The sequence below is a fragment of the Microcoleus sp. T3_A4 genome, assembly GCF_036700465.1.
In the GTDB taxonomy this organism is placed as follows: Bacteria; Cyanobacteriota; Cyanobacteriia; order Cyanobacteriales; family Microcoleaceae; genus Microcoleus.
Window position 1 is genome coordinate 64,672 of the sequence record NZ_JAUBOY010000012.1, and the last position, 14,318, is coordinate 78,989.

The 14,318-nt window shown below is 47.3% G+C and carries 10 protein-coding genes; 3 read left to right on the top strand and 7 right to left on the bottom strand.

The genetic code is table 11. The annotated features are described in order from the left end of the window. Window positions 1-57: 57 nt before the first annotated feature. The 5 genes from QUA07_RS09075 to QUA07_RS09095 all read right to left on the bottom strand — a co-directional run bounded on the left by QUA07_RS09075 (window position 58) and on the right by QUA07_RS09095 (window position 4,896). Window positions 58-1,206 carry a 30S ribosomal protein S1 gene (locus QUA07_RS09075; RefSeq protein ID WP_333324282.1) on the bottom strand — a complete coding sequence of 383 codons (1,149 nt, stop codon included), beginning with the start codon at window positions 1,204-1,206 and terminating at the stop codon, window positions 58-60. A 639-nt stretch (window positions 1,207-1,845) separates the two neighbouring features. Next, a complete protein-coding gene (gene nrdR, locus QUA07_RS09080; RefSeq protein WP_333324284.1) occupies window positions 1,846-2,403 on the bottom strand; it encodes a transcriptional regulator NrdR in 558 nt (185 codons plus the stop codon). A 195-nt stretch (window positions 2,404-2,598) separates the two neighbouring features. Next, entirely contained in the window at window positions 2,599-2,694 is a 96-nt protein-coding gene (locus QUA07_RS09085) for a photosystem II reaction center protein T (RefSeq protein ID WP_006635641.1), read from the bottom strand. Window positions 2,695-2,837: 143 nt separating this feature from the next. Beyond that, complete coding sequence (gene psbB, locus QUA07_RS09090; RefSeq protein WP_333080405.1) at window positions 2,838-4,367, bottom strand: photosystem II chlorophyll-binding protein CP47; 1,530 nt, start codon at window positions 4,365-4,367, stop codon at window positions 2,838-2,840. Between the two features lie 199 nt (window positions 4,368-4,566). After that, complete coding sequence (locus tag QUA07_RS09095) at window positions 4,567-4,896, bottom strand: hypothetical protein (protein WP_333037185.1); 330 nt, start codon at window positions 4,894-4,896, stop codon at window positions 4,567-4,569. 189 nt (window positions 4,897-5,085) lie between these two features. Between QUA07_RS09095 and QUA07_RS09100 the strand changes: the two genes are divergently transcribed. Continuing rightward, window positions 5,086-5,439 carry a transcriptional regulator gene (locus QUA07_RS09100; protein WP_333324286.1) on the top strand — a complete coding sequence of 118 codons (354 nt, stop codon included), beginning with the start codon at window positions 5,086-5,088 and terminating at the stop codon, window positions 5,437-5,439. A 90-nt stretch (window positions 5,440-5,529) separates the two neighbouring features. After that, entirely contained in the window at window positions 5,530-7,446 is a 1,917-nt protein-coding gene (mnmG, locus tag QUA07_RS09105; protein ID WP_333324288.1) for a tRNA uridine-5-carboxymethylaminomethyl(34) synthesis enzyme MnmG, read from the top strand. Window positions 7,447-8,179: 733 nt separating this feature from the next. Here the strand turns inward: mnmG and glgP are convergent. Next, a complete protein-coding gene (gene glgP, locus QUA07_RS09110; RefSeq protein WP_333324373.1) occupies window positions 8,180-10,738 on the bottom strand; it encodes an alpha-glucan family phosphorylase in 2,559 nt (852 codons plus the stop codon). Between the two features lie 93 nt (window positions 10,739-10,831). On the opposite strand from glgP, the gene QUA07_RS09115 reads away from it, so the two are divergent. Then, window positions 10,832-11,068 carry a hypothetical protein gene (locus QUA07_RS09115; RefSeq protein WP_333324290.1) on the top strand — a complete coding sequence of 79 codons (237 nt, stop codon included), beginning with the start codon at window positions 10,832-10,834 and terminating at the stop codon, window positions 11,066-11,068. A 58-nt stretch (window positions 11,069-11,126) separates the two neighbouring features. Here the strand turns inward: QUA07_RS09115 and QUA07_RS09120 are convergent, their stop codons facing one another. Further along, the gene (locus QUA07_RS09120) at window positions 11,127-14,024 is read right to left on the bottom strand and encodes an EAL domain-containing protein (RefSeq protein WP_333210805.1); all 2,898 of its coding nucleotides are present in this window, start codon (window positions 14,022-14,024) and stop codon (window positions 11,127-11,129) included. Window positions 14,025-14,318 lie beyond the last annotated feature (294 nt).

Below are 14,318 nucleotides of genomic sequence, written 5' to 3' on the forward strand. Positions count from 1 at the left end.
GACTAACTCAAAAAAAAAGAGGGAAAATTCCCTCTTTTAATCACACTAACTGTGATGTTATTCTTCTGTCGCAGGAGGGATTTCTTCCTCTACATCTAATACTGCTTCGGGTGCTGCTTCGGGTGCTGCTTCGGGTGCTGCTTCGGGTGCTGCTTCGGGTGCTGCTTCGGGTGCTGCTTCGGGTGCTGCTTCGGGTGCTACTTCCGGCAGATCCTCTTCCATTGCTGAGGGTACATCTTCGAGTTCGTCGGAGAAGTCATCAGCATCAGTTGAGTCTACAGGAATGTCTATGCCTGCTTTAGCTTGCTTTTGAGCCAGCATTTTCTCGCGGAACTTAGCTGCCATTTCCTCAGCTTTTTCGTATACCAATTCGCGATTTTTGACCATCGCGCCCGGTTCCGGTTCCAACTGCTTGGTGGAGAGAGAAATCCGGCCCCTCTCGGCATCCAAGTCAATGATCATCACTTTCACTTCGTCGTTGACATTGAAGACGCTATGAGGCGTATCGATGTGATCGTGTGAAATTTCCGAGATGTGCAGCAAGCCGCTGACGCCGCCGATGTCGATAAAGGCACCGTAAGGCTTGATACCGCGTACTGTACCGATGACGACTTCCCCAACTTCGAGGCGGTTCATCTTGCGCTCAACTAAGGCGCGACGATGACTCAACACTAGGCGGTTGCGGTCTTCGTCTACCTCTAAGAATTTTAATGGTAATTCTTCGGCGACTAATTCTTCCTTCGGTTTGCGGGTACTGATGTGAGAACCGGGAATAAAGCCTCGCAAGCCTTCTATTCTCACGAGTGCGCCGCCGCGGTTGGTGGCAAATACTTGCGATCGTACTGTGGCATCTTCTGCTTGCAGTTGTCGCACTCTTTCCCACGCCCGCATATACTCGATGCGCCGGATGGACAGGGTTAATTGTCCGTCTTCATTTTCATCGGTTAGAATGAAAAATTCTCTGGTTTCGTTCGATTGCAATACCTCTTCAGGGCTTTCCACTCGATTGATGGACATTTCCTGAATGGGAATGTACGCTGCTGTTTTAGCACCGATATCAATCAGAGCGCCCCTGGGTTCTATACTAAAAACTGTACCCGCTACTACATCGCCCGGGCTAAAGTGATAGTCATATTTATCAAGTAGGGCTGCAAAATCTTCGTGAGTAAAGCCGATGTCTTTGACTGTGGTTTTGAGATTGACCATGCGAATAGTTTCCTAGGATTTCTCTCCTTCATGTTTTTCGTTTGTGCCGGCAGATATTAGAGATTTTGGTGAAAAAGCGATTAACTTTTTTCAAAATCTTTTACTAAAGTCAGTTTTCGCTAACTTTTGCCGGGTGCAACTGCACACCAGCGCTTGCCATTACTGTTACTCCATACTCTGTGTTAAAACGTTGCATCTTAACATTCCGAGTCAAGTAGACTATTTTGACACTCTCAGGTATAAATAAACTGAGATTCTTCATTCAACGAGCCGACTTGCTGGCGACAGGATTACTCCAGTCTAAGTAGAGGTCGGTTTCTCCAGAAGCGTAAATTTCGGTATGCCCTACCGTATTTAATTAGTCACCGATCTTTAGTTAGGTTTTGTTCAAATGCGAGCTTTCCTAAACTGCAACACCGTTAGGTGTGACTACGCACTCAACTAATCCAGTTAAGTTTTTACGTTGTCTAGTTATACTCTATTTTAGACCGATGACGATCATATCACACCCAGGACTCTTACTGAGAAAAAAGAACACTCGATCGAATGAGAGTCCCTTGAGTCGCTATTCCTCCCGGCCTTCCTCGCGACACGGTTTTCAATCTCCCAGAATATATCGATAAATTAATTTAAGCGAGCTTAGCTGGGAGTAGCGCAGGATGCTGGGCTTTCTCGATCGACTGCTTCGGAATCCGGCAAATCTGCGTCAAAATTTGTCTTTGTTTCTGTATCTTCAGCTTCGTTGAGGGGATTCTGAAGGTGATTTAGGGTATCTACAAAATCTCGGATGCCTCGAAATTGACGATATACGGAGGCAAAACGGACATAAGCGACTTCGCTGAGCGGCCGCAGGTGCAACAGCACCAGTTCCCCTATTTCTGAACTGGCGATCTCTCGGAGCGATCGACCTTGGAGTTGGGCCTCAATTTCTTCTGCCAGAGTTTCGAGATGCCCCGAAGACAAACCGGTTTTTTCGCAGGCCCGAATCAATCCCCTAACTAATTTTGACCTGTCAAAAGATTCGCGCTTGCCGTCCCGCTTGATCACCGTAATCGGCACAAATTCTATGCGTTCGTAAGTTGTGAAGCGGTGCTGGCAGTTCAAACACTCACGCCGCCGACGGATGCTTTGACCTGATTCGGCTGAACGCGATTCTAAAACGCGACTATTTGTGTGTTGGCAGGAGGAACAGCGCATGATTGCTGATTTTAAAAGGCATGGCCAGCAAATGGCCATTCATCTAACCGCCTGGGGTCTGATGAATGGCTGGACTAGAAAAAATCACTTAGCACACAGCGGTGAAATAGTCCCGCACCAAATTAGATCACTATGATGCGGGCTAACCGCAGTCCGGTTCAAGATATTTTGGACTTGCTGGAGGCGTATAGCTAATTATTTGCCAATCCGGGGAGGTTCCCGAAAGGCGATCGCAAAAAATAGTACGCCTATGGCTAAAGCCAGAATCAAAATGTAAGCAACGCTTTCCATGTTAAATTTTCCCTATCTTCCCTTGCCGTATTATCTTATCTTAATTGTTGGTTTTATTATTAACTAAAAAAACCCGGTTTCTTCAAGAAACCGGGTTTTTTTACACCGGGGATGTTTCCCGGCTAGCCAGAGGCTGGCGAAATTTAGAGAGGTTCTTCTCTTCTGGTGGTCACGTCGCCCAGTTTTTGGAACAGGCCCCACTCGACTTGTTCTTCCAAGTCAGCCTCAACTCCAGCAAACACGTCGCGGAAAATAGTCCGAGAACCGTGCCAGATATGGCCGAAGAAGAACAGCAAAGCAAAGCAAACGTGTCCGAAAGTGAACCAACCGCGAGTCGAAGTGCGGAAAACGCCGTCAGAGTTCAAGGTTTCGCGATCGAACTCAAATACTTCACCCTTTTGAGCAGCGCGAGCAAACTTCTTAACATCTAGAGGATTATTAAAGGTTTGACCGTTAAGTTCGCCGCCGTAGAAGCTGACGGTAACTCCGCTTTGTTCAAAGCTGTATTTTGATTCAGCACGGCGGAAGGGGATGTCAGCGCGAACGACCCCATCTTTGTCCGTCAAAATTACTGGGAAAGTTTCAAAGAAGTTGGGGAGGCGGCGAACCGACAATACCCGACCTTCGCTGTCAGTAAATACTGGATGGCCCAGCCAGCTTTTCGCAATACCGTCGCCATTGACCATCGCGCCGGCCCGGAACAAACCGCCTTTAGCAGGAGAGTTGCCCACGTAGTCGTAGAAAGCCAATTTTTCAGGAATTTGTTCGTAAGCTTCTTGGAAGCCTTGACCACCGGCCAAGCTAGCTTGAGCTCTGCGATCGATTTCTTGTTGGAAATAGCCACTGTCCCACTGATAGCGAGTCGGGCCAAAAAGTTCGATCGGAGTCGCAGCAGAACCGTACCACATCGTACCCGCAACCACAAAGGCTGCGAAGAACACGGCAGCGATACTGCTAGAAAGTACAGTTTCGATATTCCCCATCCGCAGGGCTTTGTAAAGACGTTCCGGCGGCCGCACTGTCAAGTGGAACAAACCGGCAATTACGCCGACTACGCCCGCTGCAATGTGGTGAGCCACGATGCCTCCCGGATTATACGGGTCAAAGCCTTCAGGGCCCCAAGCAGGTGCCACTGGCTGGACGTGACCGGTCAGGCCGTAGGGGTCGGAAACCCACATTCCCGGGCCAAAAAGTCCCGAAAGGTGAAATGCGCCGAAGCCGAAGCAAAGCAAGCCGGAGAGGAACAGGTGAATGCCAAACATTTTTGGCAAGTCAAGGGCTGGTTCACCGGTGCGAGGGTCTCTGAAAAGTTCTAAGTCCCAAAATACCCAGTGCCAAACTGCTGCTAAGAACAGCAGGCCCGATAGAACGATGTGAGCGACGGCGACGCCTTCAAAGGACCAGAAGCCCGGATCGACGTTACCTTCGCCAGTGATGCTCCAACCGCCCCAAGAACCCGTAACTCCCAAGCGAGTCATGAAGGGCAACACGAACATCCCTTGACGCCACATTGGGTTGAGAACTGGGTCTGTGGGATCAAAAACTGCTAGTTCATAAAGGGCCATTGAGCCGGCCCAACCTGCCACGAGGGCAGTGTGCATTAAGTGTACAGAAATCAATCGGCCTGGGTCATTTAAGACGACTGTGTGTACGCGATACCAGGGTAGTCCCATTGACTGCGGTTCTCCAAGGTGTAAGTGATGATGTCTATTTTTACGGAAAAATCAGATTCTGAATCCCCAGCAGTTACCTGTAGGGTTTAAAACTCTGCCTTTTGCCGACTGCCATCTACCTTCAAAGGTGGAGGCATAAAAATGAAAGTTATTTAAAGAAGTGTATCGAGTGTTAGAACCGATTGCAATATGTTGAGCATTACATTAGTTGCGGATTGCCCATTTCGCAGCGGGCGGCGATCGTCCCGAGGCGTTCGAGGACTTGCTCGGCATCGATCAGTCTGGTGAGGGTGACGTTGCCGATATTTTTGGCGGGATCGGCGGGATCGGGACGGACTGCTGGTTGGACTTCTACCATGAGTACGGCGTCTTCTACGCGGTAGAGCCACATTTTTTCGTTGCGATCGGAAAGACAGAGGTTGAGCTGTTGGATGTCCGGCGGCCGCCTCCAGGCGGCGTGACTCCACTCGCCGCCTACGCCCCAGACGCGCCCAACTTTCCAGCCGTCGGATAAGAAGAAGTATTTCACTTGTGTACGCTTGTTGAGATTTTTTTGTCTAACATAGCGCAAAACTGCCTGATTACGGAATTATTGAACCGCGAAGGCGCGAAGCGTGCATATTAAATATGGTTATTCGATCGACTATTGCCTATAATATGCTATGTGCAGATAGTAGATTTACAGATCATTAGAATAAGTTAATCGAGCAAGAAACAGATGACAATTAGCCTGAAGACTATTATGGAGAATTTGCCTCCCGAACAACGAGCAATAGTCGAAAAGCGATCGATTGAGTTGATGGCTGAAGAAATGACCTTGCAAAACTTACGAAAAGCAAGGAAATTTACTCAGATTCGCATGGCAGAATTATTAAAAATGCGTCAAAAAAATGTGTCGCGACTCGAACGCCGTGCGGATTTGTTGGTATCTACTTTGCAAAGTTATATCGCGGCAATGGGTGGGGAGTTGTCATTTGTCGTAGAATTCAAAGATCGACCCCCCGTAAAAATTACTGGATTAACATCGATGTTTGAAGAAAGCAGCTACACTAATGGAGAGGAAGAGTTTTAATTGAGGAAACTAAAACCTAATTTTGCCAGATGTCTATTCTTCAATCTAAAATCTAAAATCTAAAATCTAAAATCTAAAATCTAAAATCGAATGACCGCACAAACACCAGTAGAATTCCAAGACAGTTTCGACATCATCGTAGTAGGTGGCGGACACTCCGGCTGCGAAGCAGCCCTCGCCACTTCTCGCCTCGGCTGTCGCACCCTTCTCCTCACCCTCAACCTCGACAAAATTGCGTGGCAACCTTGCAATCCTGCTGTCGGTGGCCCGGCTAAAACCCAACTCACTAACGAAGTTGATGCGTTAGGCGGGGAAATTGGCAAAATGGCCGATCGCACCTACCTACAAAAACGCATCCTCAACTCTTCGCGAGGCCCCGCAGTGTGGGCGCTGAGGGCACAAACTGACAAGCGGGAATACGCCGCTGTAATGAATAATATTGTCGAAAACCAAGAGAATTTGACCATCCGGGAAGCGATGGTGACAGACTTAGTTTTGGGAAAAAACGAAGAAGTTATCGGAGTTGAAACATACTTCGGCGTCGCTTTTGAATGCAAAGCAGTAATTCTGACCACAGGCACTTTTTTAGGTGGCACGATTTGGGTAGGCAATAAGTCGATGCCCGCCGGACGTGCGGGAGAATTTGCCGCCGTTGGCTTGACGGAAACTCTCAACCGTTTGGGCTTTGAAACAGGCAGGTTGAAAACTGGAACTCCCGCAAGAGTTGACAAACGTACTCTCGATTACACCAACCTGGAACCGCAGCCGGGAGATGCAGAGGTTCGCTGGTTTAGTTTCGATCCAGAAGTTTGGATCGAACGGGAACAAATGCCTTGTTATTTAACTCGAACTACACCAGCTACTCATCAGTTAATTAGAGACAATTTGCACCTTTCTCCAGTCTACGGCGGCTGGGTTGATGCGAAGGGGCCGCGCTATTGTCCGAGTATTGAAGATAAGATTGTGCGGTTTGCGGATAAGGAAAGTCACCAGATTTTTATTGAACCGGAAGGTAGAGATATTCCTGAACTTTATATCCAAGGTTTTTCGACTGGTTTACCGGAAAATTTGCAATTGCAAATGCTGCGGACTCTTCCGGGTTTGGAAAAGTGCGAGATGATGCGCCCTGCTTATGCTGTGGAGTATGATTATTTGCCTGCAACTCAGTGCTTTCCGACGCTGATGACTAAGAAGATTGAAGGGCTATTTTGCGCGGGTCAGGTGAACGGTACAACTGGATATGAGGAGGCTGCTGCACAGGGGGTCGTGGCGGGAATTAATGCGGCCAGGTTTGCGAAAAATCAGGAGATGATTGTGTTTCCTCGCGAGCAAAGTTATCTCGGGACTCTGATAGATGATTTGTGTACGAAGGATTTGCGGGAACCTTACCGGATGTTGACTTCGCGATCGGAATATCGGCTATTATTGCGATCGGACAATGCTGACCAACGCTTGACGCCGCTGGGACGGGAAATTGGTTTGATTGACGATCGCCGGTGGGAGTTATTTGAGCGGAAAAAAGCTAATATTGTGGCAGAGAAGGAACGCTTGTACTCGACGCGGGTGAAAGAGCACGAGGAAGTTGGCAAGGCAATTTTTGCGGGCACTCAACAAGCGATTAAAGGTTCGATTATTCTTGCTGATTTGTTGCGTCGTCCTGGTTTTCATTATGTGGATTTGGAACGCTACAATTTAGGAAATTCTAGTCTGAAGTTGGCTGAGAAAGAGGGTGCGGAAATTGACATTAAATATTCTGGCTATCTGCAAAAACAGCAAAATCAAATTGATGAAATTGTCAGACATGAACGCCGACAATTGCCTGCGGATTTGGATTACATGGCAATTACAACTCTCTCGAAAGAGTCGCGGGAAAAGTTGGCTAAGGTGAAACCGCTGACGATTGGCCAAGCGGCGAGAATTGGCGGGGTGAATCCGGCTGATGTTAATGCTTTGTTGATTTTTCTGGAAGTGCGAAACCGTCAGCAGCCAGCGGGTGTAGGTAAATAATTTACACTAGAGGTGTCTCAAGGCTTCCTTCAATTTTATGAAATATAGCAATCCTTGCAGGAGTCGTAAACTTTTTACCCCACCCCAACCCTCCCCTTATCAAGGGGAGGGAGTAAGAAATTCACAAATGATGCGAGTATTCCTATAACAGTATGAAAAAGTGTGGCTATTGTGGCACCACTATTTGGTTTAGCGGCTTTCATATTGATGGATAGATATTCTGGGTTTTGCTGAGTCACGGTATGAATCAACTTTTATCGGAATTTACAAAACTCACCCGACTTGGCTTATAAAAACTCCGAAATCGGGAATTGATACCTGTATTCAGCAACGCCACAAAAATGGAAAACTGGCAGAATGTCAACTCTAACTGATGAACTTCTGCCAGTATATTGTAGATATTGATCAATCCTCGAACCAACTCTGAATTTCGCAAACATCCTGCATAAGAATTAGCGTTCATCGGTGGTTCAAACATCCCCGAAATCCCCACCAGCTTTGCCCCCCTCAAAGCCTTAGAAGAACAGCCAGATGCCTTGCTATACGCTTATATATGCGGTCACCGGTGGTAGTGGGGAATAGAGCGGAATGTGGTATTGGGCGATCATTGCACAATCGGCTAAATAGTCATTCCCCAACTTCGATAACAACAGTGGGAGAGTCGGAGAGAGGGAGAATTAGGAAAATCTTCCTTTATTCTCCTGACTACTGACTACTGACTGCTGACTGCTGACTAATGTGCCCAGAGAATCACACCAGCTTCATAAGGACTGCTGAGATTATCGTGCTTGGGCAAAACACGCAACGACAAACCTTGCAAACCGCTAGAAGTATAAGTAATGTCAGCCGTATAAAGGCTAGCATTGTGAGAATCTTCTCCCAAATACTCCATCACCACCGGCACGCCACCAATGATATCGCCGTTAGCATCAACCGAGCCTTGATAAAGTTCAACTTGCACGTCTGCAGGCGTCAATCCCATCAGATTAATCCGAGATTTAACAGATATCGACTGATTGACCTTAACTTCTTTATCCTGCGAAATATCAACAGCCTCAATCTTAATATCGTGCCATTTCGCGAGAACGTGCTTCTTCCAGTGAGACAACTCCTTGGCCGGAGCGCAATTATCCGAAGTCATAGTGTGGTAGCGATCGCTCACCGGGAAATATGCCCGTCGCGCGTAATCTTTCACCATCCGAGCAGTATTGAACAAAGGACAATTCAAGCGAATAGAATCCTTCATTTTCTCCGTCCAACCGCGGGGAATGCCATCAGCATCCCGGTTGTAAAACAGCGGTACAACTTCTTTTTCCATTAAGTCGTACAAAGCATTAGCCTCGACCTCATCCTGATACTTAGTATCTTCGTAAAACTCCCCATGTCCGATCGGCCAACCGGTACGAACATAATCAGCCTCATCCCACCATCCGTCAAGAATGCTCAGATTCGGCAAACCATTCATCGAAGCTTTCATCCCGGAAGTACCCGAAGCCTCACGCGGGCGGCGTGGCGTATTCAGCCACACATCGCAGCCAGACACCATCATCCGAGCAACGTTAATGTCGTAGTTCGGTAAAAACACCATCGAGCTCATCGTCTCGTGCTCGCGGATGAAGTGAACGATATCCCGAATCAATTCCTTACCCGGAATATCCATCGGGTGAGCCTTCCCAGCAATCACAAACTGCACCGGGCGATTTTGATCCCGCATGATCCGCATGATTCGATCGACATCGCGCAAAAACAGCGTCGCCCGCTTGTAAGTAGCAAAGCGGCGGGCAAACCCGATCGTCAGCACCTTGGGATTGAGAGCTTCCCGCGCGTGTTCGATTTCCGTTTGGGCCGCACCGCGTTCACGCAAAGTCTTTTGCAGCCACTCCCGCGCGAACACCACCAACTCCGATCGACAGCGTTCGTGATTGCGCCATAGTTCCTCATCAGGAATCGACGAAAGCCTGTCCCAGAGACGATCGTCCTTACCGGTCATTTCCCAGTCCGGGCCAAGGTATCGATCGTACAACTCCTGAGTAGACTTCGCCACACAACTGCGAGCGTGCACCCCGTTGGTAATCGAAGTAATCGGTACTTCTTCCTGGGGCAAACCCGGCCACAAACCCTGAAACATCGGGCGCGACACCACCCCGTGCAAAGCCGCCACCCCGTTGACAAAACTCGACATTTTAATAGCCAAAATTGCCATATTCAGAGGTGCGGACAAATCGCCAGTATTCTCCCGGCCCAATCCCAAAAACTCATCTTGCGACAAGCCAAATATCTTGGGATAGTGACTCAGATAGTGCATCACCATATCCGGCTCGAACAAGTCAAATCCAGCAGGTACCGGCGTGTGAGTCGTAAACATACTGCTCGAAACCACCACCTGTTCCGCTTCCACGAAACTCAGGTGATATTCCTCCATCAGCATCCGAATGCGTTCCAAAGCCATGAAAGCCGCGTGGCCTTCATTCATGTGATAAGCCGTAACTGTCAGCCCCAATGCCTTGAGCATTTTCACGCCGCCGATGCCCAGCATGATTTCTTGGTGCATCCGCAGAGTTTTATCACCGCCATACAGTTGGTCGGTAATATCTTGGTCGTAGCGACTATTAGGTTCAATATTTGTATCCATTAGGTACAAAGGAACCGTTCCCACTTGTACCCGCCAAATCCGGGCATACACCTTGCGGCCGGGATAGTCTACCTCAATCCGCAATTCCGAACCGTCGGGATTGCGTTCTGGGTGCAGCGGCATATTGTAGAAATCGTTGAGCGGATAGCGTTCTTGTTGCCAGCCGTCGGCGTTGAGATACTGCGAAAAATAACCTTCTTGGTAGAGTAGGCCGACACCGACTAAGGGCAAGCCCAAATCACTAGCTGATTTGAGGTGGTCGCCTGCGAGCACGCCCAAACCGCCTGAATAGATGGGTAGGGCTTTAACTAAGCCGAATTCCATCGAAAAGTAAGCGTAGCATTCCTGCTGCTCGGTGCCGCGCTGTTTGCGGTACCAGGCGCGATTTTTGAGATAATCGTCTAACTGCTGGGCTGCTCGGTTCATTTGGGCAATGAAGCCTTCGTCTTCTGCCATTTCTTGCAGCCGCTCTTGAGATATGGTTCCGAGCATCAGCACCGGGTTTTGGTTGCTGGAGTCCCACAGGTCTCGATCGAGGCGGCGGAAGAGGTCTTTGGTATCGACGTTCCAGTCCCAGTGCAAGTTGTAGGCAAGCCTGCGTAGGGGTTCGAGAATTGTCGGTAGCGACGGGGAAACGTTAAATGTGCGAATTGGCTGCATAGACAAAGCCTTTATGTTGGGGTAGCGATATTTTCCTCTGTCTTTAGGTACAAGTCCGTTATTCTGCACACTATTTTAAGTTTTAACCAGTTCATGCACGATGCCATCAAGCAGACGAAACGGAAGCGCAGGTCGTTCGATGTGAGCGAATTAGCCGTTTTCGGCTGCGATAACTGTCGCAAGAAGGCCTCGCCACCAGACCATCACGACTGGACGGCGATCTGTCTTGAGTGCGGCAACGAGTTTTCCTACAGTGGCTGCTCGTGCGACGGCTGTTGCGGCGGGACCTATGCGGGTTTCGGCGGTGGTCGCACGACTTTTTACGTGTAACGTTCGCAGGACTTGCACGCAGCGTTACAACCTCACGCAGTCGTAAGTCGCGACCCAATTAAGCAATTTGCACTTGTCGCAAATGAGAATTTACCAAAAGTTTGCTAGCCTCACCAGCCGAGAGGGCAGGGCTGAAATAGTGGCCCTGAATTTCTTGACAGTGGAGTTCCCGCAAACACTCCAACTGCTCTTTAGTTTCTACTCCTTCGGCTACCACGCTCAAGTTCAAATCTCGCCCCAGGGTCGCTACAGCCTTGGCGATCGCCCGTTCGCAGGGATCAGTAGTCAATCCGCTGACAAAGGATTTATCTATTTTTAGGATATTCAAGGGAAACTTTTTGAGATAATTTAGAGAACAATAACCCGTGCCGAAATCGTCCAGCGCAATTTGCACTCCCATATTCTGCAACTCCCTGAGAACTTTTGTGGTATAATCCACATCTTGCATAGCTGTCGTCTCGGTAATTTCTAACTCTAAATACTTGGGTGCTAAACCGCTTTTTTCCAAGCATTTCGCTACCATTTCTAATAAATTAAATTGCTGGAACTGCCGAGCCGAAACGTTGACTGCTACCCGCAAATCTGGCTGCAAAGCATCCTGCCAAGCTTTATTTTGAGTGCAGGCTGTTTGCAGCACCCATTCCCCAATAGGTACAATGAGTCCGTTCTCTTCGGCGATCGGAATAAATGTAGCGGGAGTAACTAAACCTAATTGTGGATGTTGCCAGCGTAGCAGAGCTTCCATGCCCTGAATTTGCCAAGTAGTGATGTTGACTTTGGGCTGGTAAAAAACCTCAAATTCTCCCTGTTCTAAAGCTTCGTGCAGTCTGTGTTCTATAGTTAGTAAATGGCTGCCATGGGGATTAAGTGTTGAAGTATATAACTGATAGTTATTTCTTCCCATTTCTTTAGCGTAGTACAAGGCAGCATCGGCATTTTTGACTAATGTTTCGGCATCTTCACCATCATCGGGATAAAGGGCAATGCCGATGCTGCTGCTGACATGAAACGGTTGTCCTTCTAGTTTAAATGCTGGCTTTAAATTGTTGAGTATTCTTTGAGCTGTTTTAACTGCATCTTCTAAGCAATTGATGTCGGGAAGCAGTATGGTAAATTCGTCGCCTCCCCAGCGGGCAACCGTGTCACTCGATCGCAAAGTGTCACTAATGCGTCCGGCAAAACCTTCTAACAGGCGATCGCCCGCAGCGTGACCTAATGTATCATTAATCTTTTTGAACCTGTCCAAGTCTAAAAACATCACAGCAAGCATTTTTTTTGTTTGTTTAGCTTGTTTTAAGGACGCCACCAGCCGCTCGTTAAAAAGTATCCGGTTCGGTAAACCGGTGAGTTGGTCATAAACAGCTTGATAGCGAATAATTTCTTCAGCTTGCTTGCGCTGAGTGATATCCATCATCGTGCCGATCGCCCTGACTGCTTGGCCACTTTCATTGCGGATGATATAGCCGCGATCTAGCACAAAAACATATCCCCCATCTGCACGGTGAAAGCTGTATTCTTCCGACCAACATTGAGCGTCTGAGTTCATTGTTTGGTTGAAGCTTAACATCACTCTTTCCCGTTCTTCGGGATGAATATTTAGCCACCATGATTCTAACTCTATAGTCTGAGTTTCGTTGAGTTTGTATCCAAAAACTTTTTCAAATTCTGCGCTCAACCAATACTCATTTTTTAACAAATCAAAATCCCATACGGCGTCATTTGTCGCCCGCGTCAGCAGGTGAAAACGTTCTTCACTTTTGCGGAGTTTTTCTTCGGATTGCACCCGTTCCGTTACATCCCGAAAGCTAAATACTCGACCAGTAATTTTGCCTCCCGTGCGCTGGGGCAACGAGTAGCGCTCGAAGATTCTGCCATCTGTCAACTCGATGAGATCGTAACTTTCTGCTGCAGGGCGATCGGACAATTCTTTAGCACGGTTGAGAAATATTTCCGGGTATTTTAACTGGTTGATTTCAAAACCCAAAATTTGGTTATTATCTCTCGAATCCACCAGCAAATCTGGCAAATGCCACATTTCGGCAAATTTACGGTTAAAGCTAACAACTTTTCCTTCACTGTCAACCGCCAGAATACCGTCAGCCGTAGATTCAATGGTTGCTTGAAGCAACGAAAGAGATGTTTCTAGTTCTAACTCTGCTAATTTGCGATCGCTGATGTCAAATGCTGTGATTAATATTGAGGCTTTTTTTTCAAATTTTATAATATCTACAGTTGCTTCAATCCAGCGCATTTCTCCAGTTTTCGTGACTATTACTAATTCATATTTAGAGCCTGCAGTTGAGCGCGCATGGCTGGATTTACCCCATTTTTTAACTATTTCTATAAAATCTAGATGAATTAAGTCGTATAAATCCAATGCTAGTAATTCTTCGCGAGTATATCCTGTCAGAGCTTCTGTCTGAGCATTGACATAGCGGAACTGTCTGCGGTGATAGATAAATGCAACAGCATTCACAGTTTCTATCAGTTGGCGAAACTTTTTTTCACTGCGCCGCAAATTTCTTTCAGCCCGCTTGCTATCAGTAATATCTTGTGCTATGTATAACTTGCCGCTGACCTTGCCTTGACTGTCGCGAATAATTGAAATAGAAAGCAGTATAATTATTTTTTTTTGCTGTTTAGAAAGGTAGACTTTTTCCACGTTGTGGACAGAACCTTCGGCTGTTAAACTTCCTAAATCTAACTCCGGGGCTGGTGATTCACTTTTCTTAAAAAGTCCGGCTATTGGTTTGCCTAACAACTCTTTTTTAGAGTATCCCAAAAGTTGACAGGTAGCTTGGTTTAACGACAGGATATGACCGCCGGGGGTAGTCGCAATTATCGAGACGTTCATTTCCTCGCAAATATCCAGGGCATATTCGGCAGTTTGCTGCAAATCTTGGGTCATTTGGGCAATAGTATGCCAGATATCCTGTTCTTTTTTTGGATACAACACTTTTTCTCCTTTTGGTAGCTTGTCATTCTCTGTTTCAGACTTCGGCTTGATTAACCTGATCGTCTTGGATAAGCTATTTACTGTTTTACACCTGATTAATAATGATGAGATTACTACACAAATAAAAATCAGGTAATAAGCGATTGTTTTTAATCTAAAAGTAGCTTCTTTTCTAGGAGTTTCCTGAGATTCTATATAATTGTAATTCGGTAATTTTACTGACTCAATTTGGGATAACTTATCCAAAAATAATGGGGCGCTTGCAGAAGTAAGGGGGCGAGCTGCCGATCGCAA